This is a genomic window from Paraburkholderia sp. BR14374 (assembly GCF_040948685.1).
GTDB classification, from domain to species: Bacteria; Pseudomonadota; Gammaproteobacteria; order Burkholderiales; family Burkholderiaceae; genus Paraburkholderia; species Paraburkholderia youngii.
Window position 1 is genome coordinate 481,272 of record NZ_JBFPKF010000004.1, and the last position, 24,786, is coordinate 506,057.

Genomic DNA, 24,786 nt, shown 5'->3' on the forward strand with positions numbered 1-24,786 from the left:
GCAACTCCTCGAACGGGTAGTTATGTGTCGTTGAAATTCCGGCTTCGCTGATGACTGTATGCCGGATACTTCGCTCCCGTAAAGTAGGTCAAAATAAATGCGAGGATTTCGACCGTTGCAATTGCATCTTTCCCGCACGGATTGCTGCGGTGCAAAGCGGGACGCGACGTGACGCGCCATGTATCGCGCGGCTTTTTACTGGGCGACTGGCGCGCCGCGATATGATCTGCGAGCATTGCAGCATTTTCCGGTCCGCGCGATGCGTGCCGGATTCATGACCGGCACCGCGCCCACGCGCGAACCCCCGCGAGCACATGCAGGCACACGCAGAAACACGGACACGCACATGGTCGAAAGTCTGATCTCGGACATTATGTTCGGCTTCATCGGCATGATCAGCATCATCAATCCGTTCGGCGGCGCGTTCGTGTTTTTGGATCGGACCGCATCGTTGACGCTCGACGAGCGCGACGCGCTTGCCCGCAAGGTCGCGATCAACGCCGCCTGCGTGCTGCTGGTGGCGTTCTTCATCGGCACGCCGATCCTGCATTTCTTCGGTATCTCGATGGAGGCGCTGCGCATCGGCGGGGGGCTCGCGCTCGCCGTCGGCGGCTGGCAGATGCTCAATGCGCCCGACACGCCGGCCGAGCAGACGGACGTCAAGCGCGTCGATGCCGAGACCGCGAAGGCCCGTGCATTCTTTCCGCTCACCGTGCCGCTGACCACCGGGCCCGGCTCGATCGCGACCGCGATCGCGCTGTCCGCGAATCGTACGCACAAGCTGTCGGCGTTCGTGATGTCGAGCATCGCTTCGGTCGCGATCACGTTCGCGGTGGCCGTCTGCGTATATCTGATCTATAGCCGCGCGACGGTGTTGGCGCGCTATCTCGGCGTCGAGGGCACCAAGGTCGCATTGCGGGTGTCGGCGTTCCTGCTGCTGTGCATCGGCGTGCAGATCATCCTGACCGGCGTGTCGGAATTCCTGACTCCGATCGCGACGATGCGGGCGACTACCCCGTAGCGACGCGTCGCGCGCCGATAAAGACCGAGGTCGTCGTCCTTGTTGCCGTCTTCGTGTTCGGGCGCGCTCATGGCAATGAGGATAACTGTCGATCCTCCCATATTGGCCGTCGGACATGGGCTCAATCCGCGACGCACGGCAACCGCCGGCGCCATGCGTGCAACGGCGGCGGCGCCGCGGGCGGGTCGCCTTCCGGTGGTCCGTTGGGGTCGTCGAGCGGATCGTCCGGGATCGGATCCGGGTCGATGTTCGGCGGCGGCGCCTTGGGCGGGATCTCGGGGTCGACCTCGGGCGGCGTCGGCACATGCAGATGCAGCGGCAGCGGCAGCGTCTGCGTCGAAATCCGCGCCAGGGTGGGTGCGTCCAGGTCGAATGTGCCGATTGCACGGGGCGCCTGCCGGCTCGTGTCAGGTAAATCCATCAAGGTCTCCACAAAGTCTTCGTTCAGACGCGCAATGCTCGTGCCGCATGACGACGGATGTCGTTGCGTGGAACGTGACTTGCTGAAAACCCGCACACGCCGCATCGCGATGACCGCGCGCGCCCGGCTCGCATTGGACATCACCCACGCAAAGCACAGGAAGAGGAACGCATATGGCGCGACACAAGGCCGACGTTGCTGACGACGACTTCGAGATTTTCGCCAGCTATCACGGAACAGGCGACGGCCGATACATAGGTGGACTGAAGGTCGTGAGGAAAGCGGACAGGCGGATTCTGTTTCCGTTCGACGGCGCACCGCAGATCGGCCCCTATGCGACCGCCGACGAAGCTCGCCGCGCCGCGATTGCGTATGGCCGCGAACTCGTCGCGGCCGATCGCGCCGCACCCGAAGGCTGAGCGCGCGCGGCCGGTGCGGTGCCTGTTCCGCGACACGTGCAGACGCGATCAAGGCATACCGCCGAGCGACGGGGAAATCGTGCTGCCACGCGCAGGATCGTCCGGATGTTCGTCGGGCTCGATGGGGCGCGTCGCCAGCGGCGGGTGATCGCGATAGCAGGTGTCGACCGAACCCTCGACGAGGCAGTTCTGGAACGCATCGGCGTCGCTCTTTTGCGCGAACGTGTACAGCGTGCGCTCGACCTGCACCTCGGTGCCGGATACGCGAATAGTCGTGATGCTCATAGGGTTCTCCTTCGGGTTCTCCTTTTTACAAAGCGAGAGCTCGCAATGGCCGTGCCTGTCGCGCTGCGCTTGACTTCATCGGCAAGGCTCGAATGTTGCTGCATGAACCAGGTGGCCGTTCGAGATGCCGCGTCACAACGCGAGTCAACGGCCGAACACACGAGGAGGGCGTGATGCCAGATCCGCAATCGACCAACGCCGACACCCGGCAGCAGGCCGCCACACCTGGTGGCGAGCAGTCCACGAGGCCGGATGAACGCGCCGCGCCCGCGATATCCGACGAAGTCAAAGCCCGCAACAGGCCGAGTGGCACGCACTACGTCGAGCCGAGTCCGCTCGGCATCGAACCGGTCGTGCAGACCGGCGTGGATAAAGCGACCAATCCGCCACGTTCGAGCGAGAGCCCGCGGCACGGCGCCGAGGTGCCGCTCGGCACCGGCGAGCACGCCGAACCGCCAGGGGGCGGCGGGCGCGAATCGCATCGCAAGCAGCCGGGCGAGCAATGACGCGGCGCGTTGTGAGCCAGCCCGTGCATCCAGTCCGTCAACCTTCAACCGGAGAAAGCGCATGCAACCGGACAACTCAACCGAATCGATGAACCCCGGCGACGAAGCGCCGCCCAACACACCAGGCGCGGGCGAGGACATTTGCCGCGCCTGCCACGGCACCGGCAAGGTCGACGGTGCTCGCTGCACCGTGTGCGGCGGCACGGGCAAGGTGCTGCAGGGCATCGGCGGAGGCTAGCCGGTGCTGGAGCGCCGGTTCGCGGCAACCGCATCACAAGCCAGGAGCAATCATGTTCAACGAGTCAAAGCACGGCTTCGACGCCGCGCAGACCGAATACGAAGCTTTCATGCTGGAACCGCACGGCTGGGTGCCGAACAACAGCAAGCTGCCGGTCGTGCTGTACCGGCGCGCGCTGTCGCCCGGCAGCGGCAATCTGCCCGCCGCGTTCGAAATCCTGTTCGAGCGCAATGCATGGCCCGCGCAGTGGCGCAACAGCATCTTCGACTTCCATCACTTTCACGCGACCGCGCACGAGGTGCTCGGCGTGACCGACGCGAGCGCCGAAGTGATCGTCGGCGGACCCGGCGGACGGGTGGTGAGGCTGCATACGGGCGACGTGCTGCTGCTGCCGGCCGGCACCGGCCATTGTCTGCAATCGTTCGAGCCGCATTTTCAGGTGGTGGCGGGCTATCCGTTGGGGCAGCAGTGGGACATTCGCCGCGAAGCGCTGACGCCGCAGGAACTCACCGAGATGCTGGCGCTGCCGTTTCCGCCGCTCGATCCGATCGACGGCAAGCATGGTCCGGTGGTCGAGCTCTGGCTGCAGGCGGCGTGAACTTCGTCGTTCGCGAAGCAGCCGGTCTGCTGCGGGGTGGCGTGCAGAGTTGCGCGGTTAGGCGCATCATCTGTGGGCTTCGCCGCGATTTTCCCGCGCGCTTTCGGCAGTAGCGTCGGCACGTGTGCGGTTCCACGTGCGGCTTTGCGTCCCGCTTCGTGTCCTCGTGGATACGCCCGGACGCGCGCGTTTTCCATGACGACACGATGCGCCGATCCGTCCGCGCGCTCAGCGGTGTGCGTCGGCCGTCTCCCGAAATGCCGAACAAGGAGCGTCCCATGCAAAACGATCCCTCCCTCGATCAGCTGTGCATCAACACGATCCGCACGCTGTCGATGGACGCCGTGCAGAAGGCCAATTCCGGCCACCCCGGCACGCCGATGGCGCTCGCGCCGATCGCCTATCACCTGTGGCAACACCATCTGCGTTACGACCCTGACGAGCCGCTGTGGCCGAATCGCGACCGCTTCGTGCTGTCGGTCGGGCATGCATCGATGCTGTTGTATTCGCTGCTGCATCTGGCCAACGTGAAAGCCGTCGACGAACACGGCAAGCCGACCGGCGCGCCGGCCGTGTCGCTCGACGACATCCAGCATTTCCGCCAGATCGACAGCAATACGCCGGGCCACCCCGAGTACCGGATGACGACCGGCGTCGAGACCACCACGGGACCGCTTGGCCAGGGGCTCGGCAATAGCGTCGGCATGGCGATGGCCGCGCGCTGGTACGAGAACCACTTCAACCGGGCGGACGCACCGCTGTTCGATTACCGCGTGTACGCGATGTGCGGCGACGGCGACATGATGGAAGGCATCTCGCACGAGGCGGCCTCGCTCGCGGGGCATCTGAAGCTGTCGAACCTGATCTGGATTTACGACAGCAACCGCGTGACGATCGAAGGCCATACCGACCTCGCGTACAGCGACGATGTGGCAAGCCGCTTTCACGGCTACAATTGGCACACGCTGAACGTCGGCGATGCGAACGACACCGCCGCGTTCGAAAAGGCGCTGGTCGAAGCGAAGAGGGTGACCGACCGGCCGACGCTGATCGTGGTCCACAGCATCATCGGCTGGGGCGCGCCGCACAAGCAGGACACCGCGTCCGCGCACGGCGAAGCGCTCGGCGTCGACGAAGTCGCGCTGGCCAAGAAGTTCTACGGCTGGCCCGAGGACAAGTTCTTCTACGTGCCCGACGGCGTGCACGAACGCTTCGCGCAAGGCATCGGCGCGCGCGGCAAGGCGGCGCGCGAACAATGGCAGGCGAAGTTCGACAGCTACAAAAAGCAGTACGCGGAGCTCGCGCGCGAATTCGCGCAGATGCAGGCGCACGAATTGCCGCAGGGCTGGGACAGCGACATCCCGAGCTTCGACGCCGATCCTAAGGGGATCGCGACACGCGAATCGTCGGGCAAGGTGCTCAACGCGATTGCCGCGCGCGTGCCGTGGATGATCGGCGGCGCGGCCGACCTGTCGCCGTCGACGAAAACCAACCTGAAGTTCGAAGGCGCCGGCAGCTTCCAGGCGGATAGCTATGGCGGCCGCAACCTGCACTTCGGCATTCGCGAACATGTGATGGGCGCGGTGGTCAACGGGCTCGCGCTATCGAATCTGCGCGCGTACGGCTCGACGTTCCTGATCTTCAGCGACTACATGAAGCCGCCGATCCGCCTGTCCGCGATCATGGAAGTGCCGGCCATCTATTTGTTCACGCACGATTCGATCGGCGTCGGCGAAGACGGTCCGACGCATCAGCCGATCGAGCAGCTCGCATCGTTGCGCGGCGTGCCCGGCCTCACGGTGCTGCGTCCCGGCGACGCGAACGAAGCGGCCGAGGCGTGGCGGGTCGCGCTGACGCAGCCGCATCGGCCGGCGTGCATCGTCGTGTCCCGCCAGCCGCTGCCGACGCTCGACCGCAGCCGATATGCGTCCGCGAGCGGCGTGAAGCGCGGCGCGTATGTGCTCGCCGATGCGCCCGATGGCAAGAAGCCCGAGGTGATCCTGATGGCGACCGGCAGCGAGCTGTCGATCTGCGCCGACGTGTACGAGAAGCTCAAGAGCGAGGGCATCGCGGCGCGCGTGGTGTCGATGCCGTCGTGGGACATCTTCGAGCGCCAGGACGGCGCGTATCAGGAGTCGGTGCTGCCGGCGGACGTGGAAGCCCGCGTCGCGGTCGAGCAGGCTGCGTCGCTCGGTTGGGATCGGTATACGGGGCGGCTCGGCGCGCAGGTCGTCATGCATACGTTCGGCGCGTCGGCGCCGATTGCGGATCTGAAGAAGAAGTTCGGTTTCACGCCGGAAGCGGTGTATCAGGCGGCGAAGCAGCAGATCGAGCGGGTGAAGAAGGGGAAGGGCGCTTGAGCGTGCGGCGACGGTTTGAGTGAAAGGAGACATCAAATGGCCGAGATCAATAAGGAGGACGTGGTTGCGGTGCTGAACCGGATTCTCGAATCCGAGTTGGCCGGCGTCGTCCGATATACGCACTATTCGTTGCTTGTTTTCGGATTCGGACGCATCCCGATCCGGGAGTGGTTGCGCGCTCAGGCGGACGAATCGTTGTTGCACGCACAGCAGGCGGGCGAATGGATTACCACGCTGGGCGCCTATCCGTCGCTGGCGATCGGTCCTCTGCTCGACTCGCATACCTTCGATATCGCTTCGATCCTCCGCGAGTCGTTGCAAGCCGAGAATGTCGCGTTGCAGTTGTATCGCGATCTGCTGGCGCTGGTGGAAGACCGCTCGGTTGCACTCGAGGAATTCGCCCGTCAGATGATCCACGTCGAAGAGATGCACGCGGGCGAGGTCGACAAGATGTTGCGCCGCCCAGGGGAAATGACGACGTCGGAGGAACGGCAGGCACCCCCGGCTTGATCGTAGACGGCCCTCTGTGATGAGCGGGGCATCGCAGAGGGGCCGCTCAGGCGTCGCGTTTCGCGTAGATCTCATAGTCGACGCCATTCGTCACCACGCCGCCAAACCTGCGAGTACGGAGCCAACCATGAATTCCCCCCATTCAGGCGACGCCATCTCGACGCTGCCGCGCAGAGTGCTGATCGCAGTCGATTCATCGGAAGCATCCCGACGGGCGCTCGACTACGCGCGAAAGCTCCTTCCCGCCGGATGCGACGTCCGCCTCGTGAGCGTGGCCGAGAATCCCCATAAGCTATTTCCGACCGGCCGGCGCGTCGGCCACATGCTGGATCTGGCGCGCGATGAATTGCTCCGCGATGCGCTCGAGGCGCTCGATCGGGCGACGCAATCGCTAGCCGCGTGTGATGCGTGTATCGACTCGGAAGTCATCGACCTCGCGAAGCGCGGTAACGACGTCGTGGATGCCCTGATCGAGGCGGCCGACACATGGAGAGCCGACCTGATGGTGATAGGCGCGCGTCAACACCAGGGGTTGCAGCGTTGGGCCGAGGGTACGGTGTCCGAACGGCTGACGAGACGTCTGCGCTGCCCGATGCTGGTCGTCCCGCAGAGCTACAGCACGACGCAAAGCGAGTTGCCCGAGCGCATCCTGTTCGCGGTCGATGGTAGTTCTCTGTCGATGTCCGCGTTGCAGTACGGAATACGGTTCGCTACGTCCAAGACCGAATTGCGAGCGGTCTATGTGATCGATCGCGCCGTGCGGCTCTCCGATTGGATCCCGATCGATTCGCTCGAGGACTCGTTCGTCGGCGAAGGCAAGGAGGCAATAGCCGCTGCCGAGCCGGTTCTGGGGCGCGTGTCGGCGCGGGTCTCGACAGCGCTCGTCAGGACGAACCGAACCGACGACGATGTTGCTCATGCGATCGTGCGCGAGGCGGGCGGCTGGGAGGCGCAACTGCTCGTGATGGGTACGCATGGCAGGCGCGGCATCACACGCTGGATACTCGGCAGCGTCGCTGGGCGGGTCTTGCAAATCACGCAAACGCCAATTCTGCTGATCCACGCTAGCGACGCCACTTCGGCATCTACTGGCAGCCCGCGTTTTCGGAGTTCGACGCGAACCTGAACCTGGCCGGGGGGCAAAATCGCGCGATCGGCTCCACTGAACGAGCTGCTAGCGCGACTCGAACGAGGAGAGTTCGATCGGGCGGCAGTGGGACGTGCGCTGCTGCAAGACGCAGCATGTTCGAAAAGGTGCGGCAAGGTCGCGGCGACGACATTGCAGACTTCGCGCCAGACGCATTCTCGACCTTGGACTAGTTCGATCCTCGTGCGCACAACTAATGCGGATGCCGATGATGAATATCGGGGAAATGCGCGTGCGAATGGGTAACAGGCAGATGCACGTGAGGATGCGTGTGCGGCTCGTCACCGGCATAAGGAAAATCATGCTCGTGCTGATGATGCTCGTCATGACGATGCCGGTGCGTGTGTGCGAGAAACTCATGACTGTGCTCATGCTCATGCCGCTCGCGCACATGCAGCCAGATACCCAGCGCCATCAGGGCCGCGGCAATCCAGAAAGACAGGTTGGGCAGGGCGGGCCATATGATCAGCGAAAGGATCACACCGAAAAGCGGCGCTACAGAAAAGTACGCGCCTGTACGCGCCGTACCGAGATGCCGAAGCGCGATAACGAACAAGACGAGGCTGATGCCGTAACCGCTGAGCCCGGTCAGCATCGCCGCCGCCATGGTTCCTGCTGAAGGAAGCGAAGCGCCAGCCGCGAGCGCGATGCCGAGATTCACGGGACCGGCCACCAACCCTTTGAGACACGCGATCACCATCGCGTCGTTCGCCGAGACCTTGCGCGTCAGGTTGTTGTCGATTGCCCAGCACAGACACGCGCCGACGATCAGTAACGCACCTACCGGCACGCCTGTCTGGCCCGGATGCCACGACAGAAGCACGCCGCCCGCAACGATCGCCACCATCCCGAGAAAAACCTGAATGTCGACATTTTCCCGGAAGACCACCCAGGCAATCACTGCGGTCAACACGCCCTCGAGGTTGAGCAATAACGAACTCGTTGCCGCTGGTGTGGTGGACAGGCCCAGCATCAGGAATGCGGGCCCGGCGACGCCGCCCATCGCTATTGCCCCGATCAGCCAGGGTAGCTCGCCTTTGATGATGCAGTGGTGCGCGCCGGACTGACGCCCGCGCGATCGGAAGGTGCGCCACGCGATGCCGACGCCAAGCCCCAGGCCGCTACCGAGATAAAACAGGCCTGCGAGCATGAACGGGCTGACCGAGCCGAGCAGCGCCTTGGCCAACGGTGTCGCGGCGCCGAACAGCGCCGCGGCGGCCAATGCGGTGAATATCGCGGCGTATCCTGATTTCACAACTTCAACCTCATGTTCGCAGCAGAAGGGACAGTTTACAGACCATTGCTGGGGTGACGGATCAAACTCGCAGCAGGCAGCCAAAAGCGTGCTTGTAGGAATCGTTACTGCGACGTAACGTAATCTACATGAGCACGCTTTCAACCTGGTTGCTACTGGTGCTGACTCTTCCGACAGAGAACGCCACCGCGCGGATGCGTTACTGGCGTGCGCTGAAAGCCCGTGGCTGCGCTGTCCTTCGGGACGGCATATATCAGTACGTCAGCCAGCTTCTCAACATCACCAACTGGGAACGCGGCTTCGCGGCTAAAGGCAGCGACGCGCGCATAGCACTGTCATGCGATGCAACGTCTCATCGGCGACGCTTCACTCCCGGCTCTCCAGTCTGGTTCTGCCGGGCGGCGTGGAAGGTGGCGCGTTGACACTGCTTGCGGCTCGCGGTTTGCGGGGTATCTGCGATGGATTCGTCGCGGTGCTGCTGCCTGTCTATCTTCTCCGGCTCGGATTCGGCCAACTGACTGTCGGGTTGATCAGCACCGCAACGCTATTCGGTTCTGCTCTCGCCACGGTTCTGATCGGCTTTGTCGGCAATCGCGTCGCCCTGCACTTGTTGCTGCTGTTTGCCGCCGCGCTGATGACAGGTACAGGTCTCGCGTTCGCCAGCCTTTCTTCGCTGTGGCCGCTGCTGGTCGTCGCTTTTATTGGAACCCTGAATCCGGGTTCCGGCGACGTAAGCCTGTTCCTTCCCCTGGAACATGCACGGCTCGCGGAATCCGCTAGTGGCGACGCGCGTACTTCGCTCTTTGCACGCTATAGCCTGATCGGCGCATTGTCGGCGGCGGTGGGCGCGCTCGCTGCCGCACTGCCGGACAGGATCGCTACGGGTCTGGCCGTCTCGTCACTGTCCGCGACGCGAGCCATGTTCGTGGTCTATGCGCTGATGGGGTTTGCCATCTGGCTTCTCTACCTGCGCTTGCCCGCACGCGTGCCGCAGGCGCGTGTTGTGCGTGCGCCGCTCGGACCGTCACGCGGGATCGTGATTCGCCTCGCACTGCTGTTCAGTGTCGACGCGTTCGCGGGCGGTCTTCTCGTCAACTCGCTGCTCGCGCTGTGGCTGATCCAGCGGTTCCGGCTTTCGCCCGGCGCAGTGGGTCAGTTCTTCTTCTGGGCAGGCATGTTGAGCGCTGCGTCCCAACTCGTCGCGGCGCCGCTTTCGCGAAGGATTGGTCTGCTGAACACGATGGTGTTCACGCATATGCCATCCAGCGTCTGCCTGATCGCGGCCGCGTTCTCGCCGTCGCTCCCACTGACTCTGGCGCTGCTTCTCGCGAGAAGTGCCCTGTCGCAGATGGACGTGCCGACCCGCAGCGCCTATGTGATGTCGGTAGTGACGCCCATGGAACGTCCTGCCGCCGCGAGTTTCACCGCCGTCCCGCGAAGTCTTGCGGCAGCGCTCGCGCCTGTGCTGTCGGGTACGTTGCTTGGCCTTGGATGGCTGGGCGCTCCGCTTGTCGCTTGCGGCGTGCTCAAGATCGCCTACGATCTTTCGCTGCTCGCAGCGTTTCGCCACATCGAACCGGAAGGACGGTCGCCATGACGCGCACGCGTCCCTGCGGGCCACCAGCCATATCGCTTTACGTCATCCTGCTCGTAGTGTCGGCGGCGGCAGGCATTCTGGTACACGTCATTTCACCAGCGCGCGCCGCGCAGTCGGAGGTCCGCCTGCCGCTCGATCACATCGCCGACGTCCCGTTGCCGGGCCGCGCCACGCGTCTGGACTACGTAAGCCATGACGCTGACCGGCACCTGCTGTTCATCGCTCATCTTGGCGACAGTGAAGTCGTGGTGTTCGATACGCTCAAGTCGAGCGTTGTGTCCCGCGTCGCCGACATTGCGTCAGTACATGGGGTACTGGCCGTGCCGGAACTCGGGCGGATGTATGCGTCGGCGACCGGCACCAACGAGGTCGTCGCGATCGACGAGGCCAGCATGCATGTGGTGGCGCGTGTGGCGGGCGGCGTCTACCCCGACGGCATCGCATATGAGCCCAACTCCCAGAGACTTTATGTGTCGGATGAGACGGGCGGCACGGTAACCGTGATCGATACGCACACCAACCAGCGAAAGAGCACTATCCAGTTGGGTGGAGAAGCGGGCAACACGCAGTACGACCCCGACTCGCACCATATCTTCGTCAATGTGCAGACGCGGCGGCAGCTCGTCGAAATAGACCCGTCGACCGACACGATTATCAGCCGGATCAATCTGCCTGGTGCGAAAGGCAACCACGGCCTCGCCATCGTCCCTCAAGTGCATCTCGCGTTCATCGCGTGTGAAGACAATGACAAGCTGATCGTGCTCGACCTGCTGACAAGGCGCGTCACTCAGACTTTCGACGTCGGCGGCGGGCCCGACGTGCTCGCTTACGATCCGGGCGCGCATCTGCTTTACGTGGCGGGCGAAGCCGGCATCGTGTCGATGTTCCGCGTCTCGGGGTCTGCCGTATCGAAAGCAGGTGAGGGCAGGGTAGGACCCAACGCCCATGTCGTCGGCGTCGATCCCGCGACACACCGCACTTACTTCCCGCTGAAGAACGTCGATGGTCGGCCCGTGCTTCGCATCATGGCGCTTGCATCCAAGGGATCGCGGTAGCGGTGCTTGCGTCGGCGCTTCTCGAAGCTCATTTCGGTGGCGCGTGGATCAATCTGATCGTACGCGATCTCGCGAGCGAGGGCATGACGATGCTGCTCGCGATCCATGAAATGGGCTTCGCGCGCGAGGTTTCATCAAAGGTTGGTTTTCTGTGCGACGGCGCGGTTACGACTTGCTCGCCGCACGCAGTGCCGCTCTCATGCTCATTTCTATGTCGAGAAGTCTTGCGCCGAGCTCCACGAAGCTGCTGCGCCCCTCGCCGAAGACCTCGCCGTTCATGTAGATCGTCGGCACGACGCTAATTTCACGCGCGGACAGCTCGCTTTGAAAAATTCCGCCGTCGATCGTAACGTTGTGAATCCGTGGATTGATCACCGCCATCATGTTCAGCGCTTGCACAACGTCCACACAGCTTCCGCACGACAACGAAATATAGGTTTCGAAATAGTAGTCACGTTCCAGTGTTCGAATCCGTTCGATGGTCGTACTGTCGGCTACGACGGGATGCCCTCCAACCTGGAGTATTGCAAGGACAAGGGACGAAAATTCAGGGCCTGTTGGGGTGGCGGCAAACTGAATGCAGGCATCTGCTCCCACCTGCCTGATTGAAAACGATGGCTTGCGCTCGTCGCCGTGCTGCTCCTCGACGACCGTGACCAAATCGGTCAACGACGCAATTTCGTTCAGCATCGCCAGCATTTCGTGCGATGTTTGACTACCGCCCGGTGACACGATTAATTCGACGGGTCTGCGAAGGTTTCGCAAATACGTCTGCAGTTGTGACCTGAGATCGATGTTCAGCATTTGAATTTCGATTCCGTAGCAACCTGCACAGGGCTATGTGAGGAGCCTAACGCCACAACAACACGCGAGTGCCCACAACCGGCGGCGCCGGTCGGTGGGTAGAGGGTGCCTCGCAATGCTCCCCCCGAATGTCGGGACGATTTGGTGCGCTATCGCACACATTCAAAGCGTTCGCGAATTACCTCCAATGCTTGTCACCGTGCCTGCTTCGGCGGCAACTTCGGCCAGCGTCGAGAGTGACAATGCCACCGAAGTGTCCGAAGCGCAACTGATCTTCAAAGCTCGGCCTCACTGTCAGGCGGCGTCGATTGGGCTTTTTCGCAGCTGCGACCCGGAACGCCCACTTCGCCGCCCGACCGCGTCAACAAGACGGCGTTCATCAGCCATCCGTCGAAACGGTGATAGCCTCCCACGCACCGATTTCCGCGTTCAACGCCGACAACTTGTCTCTAACGAGACCGAGTGCGTCGCTACCGAGCAAAAGATGCGCGGGCGGATGTTCCGCTGCGATGGCGGCCAGCATTGCGCGCGCCGCTTTCCTTGGATCTCCCAATTGCTTGCCGCTTTTTTCCTCGCGGGCACGGCGAATGGGATCGAAAATATCGTCGTAATCCGGAATCGAGCGGGGTGTCCGCGTCATCGAGCGACCCGCCCAGTCTGTGCGAAACGAGCCCGGAGCCACCGCCGTCACGGCAATACCGAAGGGCTTGACCTCTTTGCCGAGCGCCTCGGAGATGCCCTCCAACGCAAACTTGCTGCCGCAGTAATAGGTGATTCCCGGCATCGTGATGTAGCCGCCCATCGATGTGATATTCACAATGTGACCGCGGCGGCGCTCACGCATGAATGGCAGGACGGCCTTCATCATCGCGACCGCGCCAAATACGTTCACGTCGAACTGTCGGCGCATCTCCGGGAGCGGCGACTCCTCCATGATGCCCTCGTGACCGTAGCCGGCATTGTTGACCAGCACATCGATGGGTCCGACGCTGGCCTCGATTTCCGCCACCACGCCGTCGATCGCGTCGAAGTCGGTCACGTCGAGCACACGTCCCCGTGCGGCGTTCGCGGACAGGGACTCGAATTCGCGCTTTGCCTGGGCAGTTCTCACCGTGCCGACGACCTTGTGACCCGTCGCCAGCGCTTCCTGTGCGAGCGCGCGGCCAAAACCGCTGCTGACGCCGGTGATGAGCAGAGTTTTGCTGGATGCCATTGAAGCTTCTCCCGAAAGTCGATTGGAGAGTGCATACTAATCTGACAAACGAGGCAAAATAAGCCGAATTCCGCTGAGTTTCTTGCACAAAACTATGAGCACGCTACGCGCTTCGACCCAGCACCCAGCTCTATCCTCGCGCAGCCAGAAACGCATGATTGCGCTGCTGCGCACGTTGGCGCCCAACGAGGGCTACAACCTGACGGCGCTGCCGAGCGTGCGCATCTTGCGGTCGAACCGGGCGCTATCGCGCACGCCCGTTCTGTACGACCCCGGTATCGTGATCGTCTGCCAAGGCCGCAAGCGAGGCTATTTCGGCGACCAGCTGTACCTGTACGACGAGCATCACTATCTGGCCGTATCCGTGCCAGTGCCATTCAGCATGGAGACCGACGCAACCGAGGAGCGACCACTGCTCGCGCTGTATCTGCACCTCGATTTCGCCTTGGCCGCCGAACTTGCCGAGCGGATCGACCGCGAGGGGGTGGCTGAGCGCACACCAGCACCTCGGAGCATGATGTCGACGCCGATGGATGACGCGATGCAAGCGTCCGTGCTGCGCTTTCTCGAGGCGATGCATCGGCCACTCGAAGCTGCTGTGCTGGGTGCCGGGCTGCTGCGTGAGCTGTATTTCCGGGTGCTCACCGGGGCCCAAGGAAGCGCGTTGCGCGAGGCCTTGGCGATGCGAGGACAGTTCGGCCAGATAGGCCGCTCACTCCGCGTGATTCATGCAAGCTATGCGCAGCCTCTCGACGTAAGGCAACTGGCCGACGAAGCGGGTATGAGCATTCCGAGTTTCCACAGCCACTTCAAGGCCATTACACAGGTGTCGCCGATGCAATACGTGAAGTCGACGCGACTTCATCAGGCTCGCCTGTTAATGGTGCGCCAGGACCTGACCGCGGAGGCGGCGGGACACGCTGTGGGTTACGCGAGCCCGTCCCAGTTCAGCAGGGAATTCAGGCGTCTGTTTGGCTTGACGCCGGCAGCGGAGGCTAAGCGGATGCGCGAGAGCTTCGCGATCCCGGCTGTATTCGCGGATACGGCTTATGTGTCGTCGCACTGATGCCAGCGCTCATCGCTTCTGATAGGTGCCGATCAGTTCGGCCTGCGTGAGTACGTGCCCGTGCATGGCCTTCTCGAGAGCGGCCTTGCTGGGGCTTTTCAAATCGGGCAGTACGGTGTCGAGCGCATACAGCTTGTGGAAATAGCGGTGGCGTCCCACGGGCGGACACGGGCCGCCGTAACCGGCACGCTTGAAGTCATTGGTGCCTTCGAGCGTGCCGCCCGGCAAAGGCTGTGCATCAGCGCCATCGGGTAACCCGGTTGCTGTCGGCGGGATGTTGTAGAGCACCCAATGCACCCAGGTCATTCTCGGCGCGGCGGGGTCTGGCGCGTCGGGGTCGTCGACGATCAGCGCCAGGCTTTTTGCGTTCGCGGGCACGCCGGACCACGCGAGCGGCGGGGATACATTGGCGCCCTCGCAGGTATGCTGCACCGGAATCTCGCCGCTCTGTCGGAAGGCTTGCGACGTTAGCGTGAGTGTCATGGCAGCCTCCTCGTTGGGTCGCGACCATGCTTTTATTCTAGGTCAGCGTCCACCGAAGTCGCGCGCGGCGAGTGCACGCATTCGCGGATCGAACCACCGCATGCCGGGGCAGAGGCGACGTTCGATTTGCCGCGCCGGGTTGCCAGCCGAGCTTCCGCTCATTGGCCGACTGGCGACTTCGTGGATGGCGTGGCCAGTGAGTTGTTGACCCCGTAAGCGGGCTGGCGGGACGTGGAGCTACTGTCCGTGCTCATCGTGCTCATCGGCTGGCCAGAGTTCGGCGATGCCGAGCCGCTTTCCGAGCCGGTGGCACCCGGCGTGCCGTAGCCACTCGTTGGAGCGGCCGGCGACTTCGTGGACGGAGTCGCCAGCGTGTTGTTGCTTTGGGCATATACGCCGCCCGACAGCATCAGCGCGGCGACGGCCGCGATCAATGTGCTGGTTGCCTTGTTCATGAAGCGCTTCTCCTTTAATGGATTGCGATATTGACGCAAACGATGCTCACGTACGTTTCCGTCAGGGTCGCGAGACTCCAAGTTTAGGAAAGCGAAGGCTGATAGTTATGCGCATTATTCACAATGGTGAATATCGATTTCAGGAATTAACCGGGCTATTCGATGCGCGCTCGGCCCTGATCTGCGCGGCGGCCGCCATCATTTCTTGTCCCGCAGCCAGGGCGTATACGTGATTCCGATCAGCAATCCTTCCGGCCCGATAAAGCGGCTGACAGTCTGGCCCCATGGCTCATTCCGGTTTCTGACCAGCATTCGATATCCTTGCGATTCAAGTTCTGCCGTTGCCGCTTCGACGTGGTCGACATCGAACTCGATCCAGGCTTGCGGGATGGGTACGTCGGGAGGCCACGATTCGGTGCCGAAGCAAGACTGAGAGGCGTGAGAGAGCGGCCACAACGCGAAAGAGTTTGCGCCGTTCAGACTCTCCGTATGGAGATAGCCGCCGTTCTCTTCCTTGAAGGGAATACCGAAGGCCCGGCCATAGAGATCGCGGCTTGGCTGGGCCTCGGTCACGATCGGGCCAAAGCCTGCGATGAATAAGGCGGTGGTAACTGGGATCTTTTCCATGGCTTCTCCTTTGCCGCGAAAGAGCGGCGGGTGAGCGGCGGGTGAGCGGCTTACATTCGCTCGTCAATTCGCGGGAATCGTCACCACCGGCGCCTTACTGCTCGTATCCGACTCCGCCAGCGCCATCAGATTCTGCACGACCGTAAATGCGTATTTGGAGTCGAAGTCATTGCGCTCGACCCAATACACCGAAGGCCCATATGCGATCGACACATAAGCATCGGCCGGCGCGGCGTTGCCCGAGTGCACGATGATCGTCGGCCGGGTCTCACCGCCGACCAACCCGACGGTCTGCTTCGTCGAACCGTCGCTGATGCGCTCCTGCGGCACCTGCACCTGCGCGCCGAGATCGCTGAGGATGCCGAGCACCGAGCGCGTGACCATCGTAATGCGCTCGCCCTTCGCGGACGTCGACGACGGCCCATACACGACCTCATAGCTACGTGTCTTCGTAGACAGATGCAGCAGCCTGCGCACGCGCGCGACATCGGCGGCCGTGCTCGGCGACTCGCCGCTGGTGCTCGCGCCGATCGACAGGAACACGGCCAGTGCGGGGCTTTGGCCGCCTTTGAGATCGGCCTTCACATCGAGCTGCCGCGTCTCGACGTTCAGTTCGCCCGCCAGTTGCAGACGACGCAACACCTGCAGCAATTCGAAGAAGCCCGGCGCTCCCGCGCTGTTGTTGCCGCCGAGCACATCGCCGTTGCGCAGACCGCCGATCGACTGCGCGGTGATGCGCAACAGCAGATCGATCGGCACGCCGCCCTCGGCGAGCGGCAACACGAGCGCCGGCGCGAGCGGCCGGATATACGCGGACGCGAACGCTTCACCGGTGGTCGGCGTGAACGTGAAGGTCGGCCGGTTCGAGTACGACACGCTGCCGGTCGCCTGCGCGTAGTTCGGCATGGTGCCCGAGCCTGCGTTGAGCGTCGCGCCGCCGGTGGTGTCGAACGTGTAGGCGGCGATGATGCTGCTGACGGTCAGGAACGCGGGCGCATCGCCGTAGCGCAGACCGATCACGGCGGCAAGGATCGCGCGTTTCTTAGCGTCGCCGAGTGCCCGCGCATAGTCGACCTGATCGGCCTTCAGACGCGAGGGGCCGATATGCACGCAGGCGGACGTGAGGCAGGCCGCGCACAATGTGGCGGCTACGGAGGCGGTTTTGAGCATCGACGGGCGCGAGCGGCGGTAATCCGCTGAACAATGGAATCTGCGCTCGGCGATAGCAGAACCCATTCCCGCGCAAGCGGCGGGCCGGGTCAGCGGGTCGCCTCGTTGTCGCTCCGGCGCAGCGCGCGGCAGCGTTGCTCGTGCGTCGACGCGAAAGGGCGTTGGCACGCTTTACCGCTGCCTTGCAAGAATTGCAGAAATGCGCAGGGTGGATGCCCGGCTTTCAAGCTTCGGCGTCGATCCCGTCTTGCGCTTGGTCCTCGCCGCCTCGCTCGAGCGCGCTGCGATACGCGCGCGATTGCATCTCGGCGAGCCGGCTCAGCGTACGCGACAGATCATGCACGCCTTCGAGGCCGATCAATGCGGTCTCGATCGGCTGATCGGACGCGATGAAGAGCGCGCGCTTGCGGTCGTAGAAGATGTCGATCAGCCACACTAGGCGTTGCAGCGTATGCGACTGCCTCAATGCTTCCGTATGCAGACGATCGACGATCAAGCCTTGCCATTGCTCGGCGAGATCGAGGTAGTCGAGGTGCGAGCGGCTCGCGACACATAGCTGCTCGAAGTCCGCCCACAACAGCGCGCTGCCGGCCGCGCGCGCTTCGAGCGGGCGGCCCGCCGCGCTCAGCCTGACCGGTTCGATCGCAGCGTCGCTTTCATGGCTCGAGAAGATATCGCGCAACGCGGCCTCGCTCGACGCATCGAGCGGCGCGAAAAAGCGCGGCACCTCGGCCGCTTCGCCGCCGAAGCGGTAATCGCGCGCGCCGTCGAAATGGATCACCGTGAAGGCGCGTTTGATCTGCGCGATGGTCGGCACAAAGCGCTCGTGAAACTCGGGGTCGGGCAGCAGATCGTCCGGTGCGTAGTTCGACGTCAGCACGATGCGCGTGCCGAGGTTGATCGCGGTATCGAGAAAGCGGCCCATCAGGAACGCGTCGGCGATATCGTGCACATGGAATTCGTCGAAGCACAGCAGCTCGATACCGTCGAGCCATTGCCGCGATACGTCGCCGAGCCGGTCGTCGCCACGCGGCGCCTGGACGAGCCGGCGGTTCATCTCGCGCAGGAACTCGTGGAAATGCAGGCGCCGTTTGCGGCACGGCGCGAGCTCGAACAGCGTATCGACGACGAGGCTCTTGCCGCGCCCCGGCAAGCCGTGGCAATAGACGCCTTGCGGCCCGAACGCGGCGGTGGACCATGCACGCCGTGCTCGCTGCTGCCCACCGAGCAGCGCGACGAGCGCGCTGATGGCCTCACGCTGGCGCGGATCGGGGGTGATGCCGCGCGCGGTCAATGCGCGTGCGATGCGGGTTTCGTCAAGCATGGGCGAGAGCGCCCATGCCAGGTGATGCAAATGATGCGACTTGCGCGAATGACGCAGAATGGGCCACCGCGAAAACGGCGAGGACGTGTGTGAGCATGAGATAAGGGGCGGCGTGATGGGCTGCGCTGAAGCAGGCCCAATGAGCGCGTGCACGAAGCGCGCGCCATTTTACCAGTCACGTCCTCTGTCGAACCGTTGGCGCGCGCACACGTCGTCGAGCCGCTACCGCATCATTTGTCATGATGCCCCGGCAGCACCGCACCGAGCACCTGCCTGGCCGTCTCGACCACCACGTTGCCCTGGTCGGGGTCGCCCTTCAGCAAGGTCTCGGCAAACGCCTTGGCCTGCGCGAGCGTGACGTGCGGCGGCAGCGGCGGCACGTTCGGATCGGACTTCACCTCGATCACGACGGGACGATTCGACGCGAGCGCGTCGTCCCAGGCGGTCGCCATCTGCTCGGGGTTGTCGACATAGATGCCCTTCAAACCGATCAGCTCCGCAAAGCGGTGATATGGCACGGAAGGAATGTCCTGCGACACCTCGAACTTCGGATCGCCTTCCATCACGCGTTGCTCCCACGTGACCTGGTTCAGATCGCCATTGTTGAGCACCATGCAGATCCAGCGCGGATCGCTCCAGCCTTGCCAGTACTTCGCGACCGTGATCAGCTCGGCCATGTTGTTCATCTGCATCGCGCCATCGCCGACCAGCGCGACCACGGGCCGCTCGGGGTACGCGAACTTCGCGGCGATCGCATACGGCACGGCCGCGCCCATCGACGCGAGCCCGCCCGACAGCGAGCACATCATGCCGCGCTGCACCTGCAGATCGCGCGCGTACCAGTTCGCGACCGAACCCGAATCGCTGGTGACGATCGCGTTCGACGGTATGCGCTTCGACAGCTCCCATACCGACAGCTGCGGATTCAGGCCATCCTTCGCGGGTTCGTGCGCGCGTTTTTCCAGCGTCTTCCACCAGTCGGACACCCAGCCTTCGATGCGCTCACGCCACAGCCGATCCTGCTTCTGCTCGATGAGCGGCAGCAGCGCGCGCAGCGTCTCGACGCTATCGCCGACGAGGTTCACTTCCATCGGATAACGCAGGCTCAGCATGTCGGCCTTGATGTCGATCTGCACGCCGCGCGCGTCACCTTCCTTCGGCAGAAACTCCGAGTACGGGAAGCCGGAGCCGATCATCAGCAACGTATCGCAATGGGTCATCATGTCGTAGCTCGGCTTGGTGCCGAGCAGGCCGATCGAGCCGGTCACCCACGGCAGATCGTCGGGCAACGCCGCCTTGCCGAGCAGCGCTTTGGCGACGCCGGCGCCGAGCTTCTCGGCGACCGCGATCACTTCGTCGGTCGCGTGCAGCGCGCCCGCGCCGACCAGGATCGCGACCTTGCGGCCGGCGTTCAGCACGTCGGCGGCCTCGCGCAACTGCTGGTCGCCCGGCACCACGCGCGGACGCGCGTAACCGATGCCCGAATGCAGCGTGCCGTGCTTGCGCCCCGGCGGTTCATACGGAATGTCCTGCAGATCGTTCGGCAGTATCAGCGCGGTCACTGCGCGCTCGGCAAGCGCGATACGCACCGCCCGATCGACCAGATGACGCACCTGCGCGGGCATCGTCGCAAAGCCGACGAACGAGCCGGCCACGTCCTTGAACATCGCCGGCAGGTCCAGCTCCTGCTGATAGTGTCCACCGATCGCCGCGCGCGCCTGCTGACCGGCGATCGCCAGCACCGGCATGTGATCCATGCGCGCGTCGTAGAGGCCCGTCAGCAGATGCGAAGCGCCGGGCCCCGAGGTGGCGATGCACACGCCGAGTTCGCCGGTGAACTTGGCATGCGCGGCGGCCATGAACGCGGCCATTTCTTCGTGGCGGACCTGGATGAATTCGATCGGGCCCGGCTGATCCGTGCCTTTATGGCGCTTTTTCGCTTCGCTCTGCGCGCGGTTCAATGCGCCGAACACACCGTTGATGCCGTCGCCCGGATAGCCATAGATACGCCGCACGCCCCACGCATGCAGCCGCCCGATGATGAAATCGCCAACGGTTTCAGCCATGATCCTTGCTCCCTCGATATCCAGTCGATGCCGCCGCGTGGAATGAGCGGCTTTGGTCGGTATCGAACGAGCAAGGGCTGTTCCTTGCGACTGGCTTGCTCAGCCCGTCTTGACTTTCGGCTGCGGCGCGTCGAGCGGTTCGGTGCCGAAGCGCTCGTACTGCGATATCACCTGCGCGCCGAACAGCAGCAGCGTGGCGAGCCATTCGAAGCTCAGCAGGATCACGATCGCCATCGTCAGCGAGCCATACACGAGGCTCACCTGCGACAGCGTGGCGAAATACCAGACCAGCACGTGCCGCGTGACCTCCCACAACACGCCGGCCACCACGCCGCCGATCAGCGCGTGTTTGAGCGACGGACGTCCGACCGGCATCACCAGATACACCGAAGTCAGCACGAAGATTTCACCGGCGAGCCCGAGCAGATACAGCAGCACTCGCGTGAAGCCCTGCAACGACACATGCAGGCCGAACAGTTGCAGACCTTCGGCGCCGATCGTGTCGAGCGCGCTCGATACGAACGTGACGATCAAGAGGCCAACGCCGAGAAACATGATGTAGCAGTAGGGCAGCAACGCCGAAATCAGGAAGTGGCGCCGCTTCACGACGACGCGGTGCACGAAGATCAGCGACATCGCGTTTTCGAGCACGGTGAAAGCGAGCGAGCTGAAGAACAGCATCGTCAGCAGCAGCACCCAGCCGATCACCGCGCGATGCTCCAAAAAGTTCGACAGCTCACGCACGAGCGCGGCCGATTGCCCGGGCACGAGCCAGCGCAGCAGATGCGACAGCGCTTCGAGCACCAGCTGCTGCGGCACCACGCGCGACAGCACGATGACGACCAGGATCAGCAGCGGCACGATGGACAGCAACGCGTAGTATGCGACCGCGCCCGCGAGCAGCAGCCCCTGGTTCGCGCGAAACGCTTTCAGCGTTTGCAGCAGGAAGCGCCCGGGATGCCTGGCGATAAACAGCGCATGCTGGTCGAGCAGGATGGGCATGAGGCCTCGCGGTGCGCGCCGGGCCCTGCCGGATGGCAGCCGCTCTCGACACGCCTGTGTGCTTTATATACCGTAAGCAGAAACGGGGCCATCAATGGCGCGGCATGCAGTTTGCTTGGCCGCGTTCGAAAGATCGCCCGCCATTGCCGAGGACAGCCGATGGATCAGCCGCCCCGTCAGAACAACACCGCGCCGCAAGCCAATGATCTGGTGGTCGCGCGGCCCGAGGGACTGTATTGCCCGGCCGGCGATTTTTACATCGACCCATGGCGGCCGGTCGAACGCGCGGTGATCACGCATGCGCATTCCGACCATGCGCGCTTTGGTCATCAGCGCTATCTGGCGACGCGCGCGGGCGCGAGCGTGCTGCTGGCGCGGCTGCCCGGCATCGCACTGCACACGCTCGACTACGGCGAGCCGCTCATGGTTGGCGCGGCGCGCGTGTCGCTGCATCCGGCCGGGCACGTGCTCGGCTCGGCGCAGGTGCGCATCGAACACGCGGGCCGCGTATGGGTCGCATCGGGCGACTACAAGCTCGAAGCCGATCCGACCTGCGCCGCGTTCGAACCGGTGCATTGCGATACCTTCATCACCGAATCGACGTTCGGTCTGCCGATCTATCGCTGGGACACGCCGCAAAGCGTGTTCGATTCGATCGATTCATGGTGGCGTCACAACGCATCCGAAGGGCGCGCGTCGGTGCTGTTCTGCTATTCGTTCGGCAAGGCGCAACGCGTGCTCGCGAGCGTCGATGCCGCGATCGGGCCGATCTTCTGCCACGGCGCGCTCGAGCCGCTCAATCGCGCGTATCGCGACGCGGGCGTGCGTCTTCCGCCGGTCAATCTCGTCAGCGAGATCGCCGCGAAAGACAAGGCCGTGTTCAGACAGGCGCTGATCGTCGCGCCGCCGTCCGCGCAGAACAGCGCGTGGCTCAAGCGCTTCGGCGATTACAGCGATGCATTCGCGTCGGGCTGGATGCGCCTGCGCGGGGCGCGGCGCCGGCGCAGCGTCGACCGCGGCTTCGTGCTGTCCGATCACGCGGACTGGCCGGGTTTGCAAACGGCGATCCGCGAGAGCGGCGCCTCGCGTGTGATCGTCACGCACGGCTCGATCGAACCGATGGTGCGCTGGCTCAACGAGCAGGGCCTGCAGGCGAGTGCGTTCGACACGCAATACGGCGACGATACGGTCGAAGCCGATGCGGCCGGCGCCGACGAAGCGGCGGCGAGCGAATCATGACGGATACCGTATGAAACGCTTCGCGGCCCTCTACACCGCGCTCGATGCGACCACGTCGACGCACGACAAGCTCGCGGCGCTGACCAGTTATTTCTCGGTGGCCGAGCCTGAAGACGCGGCATGGGCGTCGTATTTCCTCGCCGGCGGCAAACCGCGTCAACTGGTGCCGACGCGTTTGCTGACCGACATCGCGCGCGAGCGCGCCGGCTTGCCCGAGTGGCTGTTCGAGGAGTCGTATCACGCGGTGGGCGATCTGGCCGAAACCATCGCGCATATCCTGCCGCCCGCGTCGCGCGACTCCGAGCTAGGCCTCACGCAATGGATCGAGCAACGCATGCTGCCGTTGCGCAGCCTGCCGCCCGACGAGTTGCGCACGCGTCTACTCAGTTACTGGGACGAACTCGACTGGGGCGGCCGCTTCCTGCTGACCAAGCTGATCGGCGGCGGCTTTCGTGTCGGCGTCGCGCGGCAACTGGTGGTGCGCGCGCTCGCCGAAGTGGCTGGCGTCGATCACAAGCGGATCGCGCAACGAATGGTCGGCTGGACCGATTCGCGACAGAAGCCCGATGCGGCGCGCTATCTGCGTCTGATCGCGCCGCAGACCGACGACGATACGCAAGCTCATGCGCGTCAACACGATAGCGACCTGGGCCTGCCGTACCCGTTCTTTCTCGCGCATCCGTTGCAGAGCGATCCGGCGACGCTCGGCGATCCCGCGCACTGGCTGATCGAATGGAAGTGGGACGGCATACGCGCGCAACTCGTCAAACGCGGCGGGCGCGTGTGGTTGTGGTCGCGTGGCGAGGATCTGATCACCGATCGTTTTCCCGAGGTCGCGGCATTGGGCGAGTCCTTACCCGATGGGTATGTGATCGATGGCGAGATTCTCGCCTGGGAACCCGGCGCGGCCGCGCCGTTGCCGTTCGCGCGGCTGCAACCGCGCATCGCGCGCAAGACGCTGACGCGCAAGATCCTTGCGGATTCGCCGGCAGCGCTCCTCGCGTACGACCTGCTCGAAGCGAACGGCCAGGACCTGCGCATGAGCCCGCTCGTTGATCGGCGCGGGCGGCTCGATGCGTTGAGCGCTTCGGTCGATGGCACGCTCGCGCGCGGTCTGCTGCGCGTATCGCCGCTCGTCCACGGCGCGGACTGGAGCGCGCTCGCGGCCTTGCGCGAAGAGAGCCGCGCGCGCGGCGTCGAAGGCTTGATGCTGAAGGAGCGCGAATCGATGTATGGCGTCGGCCGCACCAAGGCATCGGGCACGTGGTGGAAATGGAAGATCGAGCCCTATGCGGTAGACGCTGTGCTTGTGTACGCGCAGCGCGGTCATGGCCGTCGCGCGAGTCTCTACACCGACTACACCTTCGCGGTGTGGGACGAAGCCGACGGCGTGCGCACGCTCGTGCCGTTCGCGAAGGCCTATTCAGGGCTTACCGACGAAGAGATGCATCGCGTCGATGCGATCGTGCGCAAGACCACCGTCGATAAATTCGGCCCGGTGCGCAGCGTAACGCCGACGCTCGTGTTCGAGATCGGCTTCGAAGGGATACAAGCGAGTTCGCGCCATAAGTCAGGCGTGGCCGTGCGTTTTCCACGCATGCTGCGCTGGCGTACCGACAAGCATATCGACGACGCCGACACGCTCGCGATGCTGAAAGGCTTTATCGATAATCGTGCGGGATAACCCGCAGAGCACAAACCCCTAACACGTCGAGCATTTTTTTATCGGCATCGTCGCTTATGCTTTGTTTATGACCGCGTCATCGATTCGCGCCATAAGAGCGCTCGCGGCATGCATTGCGTGGCCCCCTCTATCCGTTGGAATACCGATGTCGTGCGACGCCCCTGAGTGAGGCGGATCGCACAAGGACAGTGCGTTAAACGATGTTGCGCAGCACGCACATCGCAGTCGCCGTCATTCAAAC

At 63.7% G+C, this 24,786-nt stretch carries 27 protein-coding genes; 14 read left to right on the top strand and 13 right to left on the bottom strand.

Going from position 1 to position 24,786, the window contains the following annotated elements; translation table 11 throughout:
• Positions 1-20: 20 nt before the first annotated feature.
• Positions 21-236 (bottom strand): hypothetical protein, encoded by a 216-nt coding sequence (locus tag AB3X86_RS12440; RefSeq protein ID WP_368596211.1) that lies wholly within the window; start codon positions 234-236, stop codon positions 21-23.
• A 110-nt stretch (positions 237-346) separates the two neighbouring features.
• Between AB3X86_RS12440 and AB3X86_RS12445 the strand changes: the two genes are divergently transcribed.
• A complete protein-coding gene (locus AB3X86_RS12445) occupies positions 347-1,021 on the top strand; it encodes a MarC family protein (RefSeq protein WP_176105989.1) in 675 nt (224 codons plus the stop codon).
• A 121-nt stretch (positions 1,022-1,142) separates the two neighbouring features.
• Here AB3X86_RS12445 and AB3X86_RS12450 read toward each other — a convergent pair whose 3' ends face one another.
• A complete protein-coding gene (locus AB3X86_RS12450; RefSeq protein ID WP_368596212.1) occupies positions 1,143-1,442 on the bottom strand; it encodes a hypothetical protein in 300 nt (99 codons plus the stop codon).
• A gap of 173 nt (positions 1,443-1,615) precedes the next feature.
• Here AB3X86_RS12450 and AB3X86_RS12455 point away from each other — a divergent pair, with 173 nt between their 5' ends.
• Positions 1,616-1,861, top strand: a complete 246-nt coding sequence (locus tag AB3X86_RS12455; RefSeq protein ID WP_368596213.1) for a DUF6723 family protein — start codon at positions 1,616-1,618, stop codon at positions 1,859-1,861.
• Between the two features lie 48 nt (positions 1,862-1,909).
• On the opposite strand, the gene AB3X86_RS12460 is transcribed toward AB3X86_RS12455, so the two are convergent.
• Complete coding sequence (locus AB3X86_RS12460; protein WP_176105986.1) at positions 1,910-2,146, bottom strand: hypothetical protein; 237 nt, start codon at positions 2,144-2,146, stop codon at positions 1,910-1,912.
• Positions 2,147-2,319: 173 nt separating this feature from the next.
• Here AB3X86_RS12460 and AB3X86_RS12465 point away from each other — a divergent pair, with 173 nt between their 5' ends.
• From AB3X86_RS12465 to AB3X86_RS12490, 6 genes are all read left to right on the top strand, one after another.
• Positions 2,320-2,652 (top strand): hypothetical protein, encoded by a 333-nt coding sequence (locus AB3X86_RS12465; protein ID WP_368596214.1) that lies wholly within the window; start codon positions 2,320-2,322, stop codon positions 2,650-2,652.
• Between the two features lie 61 nt (positions 2,653-2,713).
• Complete coding sequence (locus AB3X86_RS12470; protein ID WP_176123809.1) at positions 2,714-2,890, top strand: hypothetical protein; 177 nt, start codon at positions 2,714-2,716, stop codon at positions 2,888-2,890.
• A 52-nt stretch (positions 2,891-2,942) separates the two neighbouring features.
• Positions 2,943-3,488: a cupin gene (locus AB3X86_RS12475; RefSeq protein ID WP_176105983.1), complete on the top strand. Its 546-nt coding sequence runs from the start codon at positions 2,943-2,945 to the stop codon at positions 3,486-3,488.
• A 278-nt stretch (positions 3,489-3,766) separates the two neighbouring features.
• A complete protein-coding gene (tkt, locus tag AB3X86_RS12480) occupies positions 3,767-5,848 on the top strand; it encodes a transketolase (protein WP_368596215.1) in 2,082 nt (693 codons plus the stop codon).
• A 36-nt stretch (positions 5,849-5,884) separates the two neighbouring features.
• Positions 5,885-6,358 carry a bacterioferritin gene (locus AB3X86_RS12485; RefSeq protein ID WP_176123812.1) on the top strand — a complete coding sequence of 158 codons (474 nt, stop codon included), beginning with the start codon at positions 5,885-5,887 and terminating at the stop codon, positions 6,356-6,358.
• 127 nt (positions 6,359-6,485) lie between these two features.
• Complete coding sequence (locus AB3X86_RS12490) at positions 6,486-7,484, top strand: universal stress protein (protein ID WP_368596216.1); 999 nt, start codon at positions 6,486-6,488, stop codon at positions 7,482-7,484.
• 214 nt (positions 7,485-7,698) lie between these two features.
• Here the strand turns inward: AB3X86_RS12490 and AB3X86_RS12495 are convergent, their stop codons facing one another.
• Entirely contained in the window at positions 7,699-8,760 is a 1,062-nt protein-coding gene (locus AB3X86_RS12495) for a DMT family transporter (RefSeq protein ID WP_368596322.1), read from the bottom strand.
• A gap of 128 nt (positions 8,761-8,888) precedes the next feature.
• Between AB3X86_RS12495 and AB3X86_RS12500 the strand changes: the two genes are divergently transcribed.
• Genes AB3X86_RS12500 through AB3X86_RS12510 form a run of 3 tightly spaced genes read left to right on the top strand, consistent with a single transcriptional unit; the run spans position 8,889 to position 11,412 of the window.
• Complete coding sequence (locus tag AB3X86_RS12500; protein ID WP_368596329.1) at positions 8,889-9,182, top strand: hypothetical protein; 294 nt, start codon at positions 8,889-8,891, stop codon at positions 9,180-9,182.
• A complete protein-coding gene (locus AB3X86_RS12505; protein ID WP_368596217.1) occupies positions 9,098-10,357 on the top strand; it encodes an MFS transporter in 1,260 nt (419 codons plus the stop codon). Before AB3X86_RS12500 ends, AB3X86_RS12505 begins: the two co-directional genes overlap by 85 nt.
• Entirely contained in the window at positions 10,354-11,412 is a 1,059-nt protein-coding gene (locus AB3X86_RS12510) for a hypothetical protein (protein WP_368596218.1), read from the top strand. The genes AB3X86_RS12505 and AB3X86_RS12510 overlap by 4 nt, the downstream gene beginning before the upstream one ends.
• A gap of 165 nt (positions 11,413-11,577) precedes the next feature.
• On the opposite strand, the gene AB3X86_RS12515 is transcribed toward AB3X86_RS12510, so the two are convergent.
• The gene (locus tag AB3X86_RS12515) at positions 11,578-12,216 is read right to left on the bottom strand and encodes an alkyl hydroperoxide reductase (RefSeq protein ID WP_184227453.1); all 639 of its coding nucleotides are present in this window, start codon (positions 12,214-12,216) and stop codon (positions 11,578-11,580) included.
• Positions 12,217-12,595: 379 nt separating this feature from the next.
• On the bottom strand, positions 12,596-13,429 hold the full coding sequence (locus AB3X86_RS12520; protein WP_368596219.1) for an oxidoreductase: 834 nt from the start codon (positions 13,427-13,429) through the stop codon (positions 12,596-12,598).
• 94 nt (positions 13,430-13,523) lie between these two features.
• Between AB3X86_RS12520 and AB3X86_RS12525 the strand changes: the two genes are divergently transcribed.
• The gene (locus tag AB3X86_RS12525) at positions 13,524-14,495 is read left to right on the top strand and encodes an AraC family transcriptional regulator N-terminal domain-containing protein (protein WP_368596220.1); all 972 of its coding nucleotides are present in this window, start codon (positions 13,524-13,526) and stop codon (positions 14,493-14,495) included.
• 9 nt (positions 14,496-14,504) lie between these two features.
• Here the strand turns inward: AB3X86_RS12525 and AB3X86_RS12530 are convergent, their stop codons facing one another.
• The 7 genes from AB3X86_RS12530 to AB3X86_RS12560 form a co-directional block, all read right to left on the bottom strand.
• A complete protein-coding gene (locus tag AB3X86_RS12530) occupies positions 14,505-14,978 on the bottom strand; it encodes a YbhB/YbcL family Raf kinase inhibitor-like protein (RefSeq protein ID WP_184227456.1) in 474 nt (157 codons plus the stop codon).
• Positions 14,979-15,136: 158 nt separating this feature from the next.
• Positions 15,137-15,433 carry a hypothetical protein gene (locus AB3X86_RS12535; protein ID WP_368596221.1) on the bottom strand — a complete coding sequence of 99 codons (297 nt, stop codon included), beginning with the start codon at positions 15,431-15,433 and terminating at the stop codon, positions 15,137-15,139.
• A 198-nt stretch (positions 15,434-15,631) separates the two neighbouring features.
• Complete coding sequence (locus AB3X86_RS12540) at positions 15,632-16,060, bottom strand: VOC family protein (RefSeq protein ID WP_368596222.1); 429 nt, start codon at positions 16,058-16,060, stop codon at positions 15,632-15,634.
• Between the two features lie 63 nt (positions 16,061-16,123).
• On the bottom strand, positions 16,124-17,230 hold the full coding sequence (locus AB3X86_RS12545) for a hypothetical protein (RefSeq protein ID WP_368596223.1): 1,107 nt from the start codon (positions 17,228-17,230) through the stop codon (positions 16,124-16,126).
• A gap of 223 nt (positions 17,231-17,453) precedes the next feature.
• Positions 17,454-18,554 (bottom strand): cell division protein ZapE, encoded by a 1,101-nt coding sequence (gene zapE, locus AB3X86_RS12550; protein WP_368596224.1) that lies wholly within the window; start codon positions 18,552-18,554, stop codon positions 17,454-17,456.
• Between the two features lie 230 nt (positions 18,555-18,784).
• Complete coding sequence (locus AB3X86_RS12555; RefSeq protein WP_176381538.1) at positions 18,785-20,620, bottom strand: thiamine pyrophosphate-requiring protein; 1,836 nt, start codon at positions 20,618-20,620, stop codon at positions 18,785-18,787.
• A 99-nt stretch (positions 20,621-20,719) separates the two neighbouring features.
• A complete protein-coding gene (locus AB3X86_RS12560; RefSeq protein WP_368596225.1) occupies positions 20,720-21,622 on the bottom strand; it encodes a YihY/virulence factor BrkB family protein in 903 nt (300 codons plus the stop codon).
• Between the two features lie 159 nt (positions 21,623-21,781).
• Between AB3X86_RS12560 and AB3X86_RS12565 the strand changes: the two genes are divergently transcribed.
• On the top strand, positions 21,782-22,861 hold the full coding sequence (locus tag AB3X86_RS12565; RefSeq protein WP_368596226.1) for a ligase-associated DNA damage response exonuclease: 1,080 nt from the start codon (positions 21,782-21,784) through the stop codon (positions 22,859-22,861).
• Positions 22,862-22,871: 10 nt separating this feature from the next.
• Complete coding sequence (locus AB3X86_RS12570; RefSeq protein WP_368596227.1) at positions 22,872-24,545, top strand: ATP-dependent DNA ligase; 1,674 nt, start codon at positions 22,872-22,874, stop codon at positions 24,543-24,545.
• Positions 24,546-24,786: the final 241 nt, after the last annotated feature.

Coding starts and splice junctions, on each gene's coding strand:
- AB3X86_RS12560 (WP_368596225.1), bottom strand. CDS start 21,622: ATGCCCATCCTGCTCGACCAGCATGCGCTGTTTATCGCCAGGCATCCC.
- AB3X86_RS12520 (WP_368596219.1), bottom strand. CDS start 13,429: ATGGCATCCAGCAAAACTCTGCTCATCACCGGCGTCAGCAGCGGTTTT.
- AB3X86_RS12505 (WP_368596217.1), top strand. CDS start 9,098: ATGCGATGCAACGTCTCATCGGCGACGCTTCACTCCCGGCTCTCCAGT.
- AB3X86_RS12490 (WP_368596216.1), top strand. CDS start 6,486: ATGAATTCCCCCCATTCAGGCGACGCCATCTCGACGCTGCCGCGCAGA.
- AB3X86_RS12565 (WP_368596226.1), top strand. CDS start 21,782: ATGGATCAGCCGCCCCGTCAGAACAACACCGCGCCGCAAGCCAATGAT.
- AB3X86_RS12525 (WP_368596220.1), top strand. CDS start 13,524: ATGAGCACGCTACGCGCTTCGACCCAGCACCCAGCTCTATCCTCGCGC.
- zapE (WP_368596224.1), bottom strand. CDS start 18,554: ATGCTTGACGAAACCCGCATCGCACGCGCATTGACCGCGCGCGGCATC.
- AB3X86_RS12555 (WP_176381538.1), bottom strand. CDS start 20,620: ATGGCTGAAACCGTTGGCGATTTCATCATCGGGCGGCTGCATGCGTGG.
- AB3X86_RS12445 (WP_176105989.1), top strand. CDS start 347: ATGGTCGAAAGTCTGATCTCGGACATTATGTTCGGCTTCATCGGCATG.
- AB3X86_RS12515 (WP_184227453.1), bottom strand. CDS start 12,216: ATGCTGAACATCGATCTCAGGTCACAACTGCAGACGTATTTGCGAAAC.
- AB3X86_RS12455 (WP_368596213.1), top strand. CDS start 1,616: ATGGCGCGACACAAGGCCGACGTTGCTGACGACGACTTCGAGATTTTC.
- AB3X86_RS12485 (WP_176123812.1), top strand. CDS start 5,885: ATGGCCGAGATCAATAAGGAGGACGTGGTTGCGGTGCTGAACCGGATT.
- AB3X86_RS12475 (WP_176105983.1), top strand. CDS start 2,943: ATGTTCAACGAGTCAAAGCACGGCTTCGACGCCGCGCAGACCGAATAC.
- AB3X86_RS12440 (WP_368596211.1), bottom strand. CDS start 236: ATGCTCGCAGATCATATCGCGGCGCGCCAGTCGCCCAGTAAAAAGCCG.
- AB3X86_RS12450 (WP_368596212.1), bottom strand. CDS start 1,442: ATGGATTTACCTGACACGAGCCGGCAGGCGCCCCGTGCAATCGGCACA.
- AB3X86_RS12540 (WP_368596222.1), bottom strand. CDS start 16,060: ATGGAAAAGATCCCAGTTACCACCGCCTTATTCATCGCAGGCTTTGGC.
- AB3X86_RS12545 (WP_368596223.1), bottom strand. CDS start 17,230: ATGCTCAAAACCGCCTCCGTAGCCGCCACATTGTGCGCGGCCTGCCTC.
- AB3X86_RS12535 (WP_368596221.1), bottom strand. CDS start 15,433: ATGAACAAGGCAACCAGCACATTGATCGCGGCCGTCGCCGCGCTGATG.
- AB3X86_RS12465 (WP_368596214.1), top strand. CDS start 2,320: ATGCCAGATCCGCAATCGACCAACGCCGACACCCGGCAGCAGGCCGCC.
- AB3X86_RS12500 (WP_368596329.1), top strand. CDS start 8,889: ATGAGCACGCTTTCAACCTGGTTGCTACTGGTGCTGACTCTTCCGACA.
- AB3X86_RS12530 (WP_184227456.1), bottom strand. CDS start 14,978: ATGACACTCACGCTAACGTCGCAAGCCTTCCGACAGAGCGGCGAGATT.
- tkt (WP_368596215.1), top strand. CDS start 3,767: ATGCAAAACGATCCCTCCCTCGATCAGCTGTGCATCAACACGATCCGC.
- AB3X86_RS12510 (WP_368596218.1), top strand. CDS start 10,354: ATGACGCGCACGCGTCCCTGCGGGCCACCAGCCATATCGCTTTACGTC.
- AB3X86_RS12460 (WP_176105986.1), bottom strand. CDS start 2,146: ATGAGCATCACGACTATTCGCGTATCCGGCACCGAGGTGCAGGTCGAG.
- AB3X86_RS12570 (WP_368596227.1), top strand. CDS start 22,872: ATGAAACGCTTCGCGGCCCTCTACACCGCGCTCGATGCGACCACGTCG.
- AB3X86_RS12470 (WP_176123809.1), top strand. CDS start 2,714: ATGCAACCGGACAACTCAACCGAATCGATGAACCCCGGCGACGAAGCG.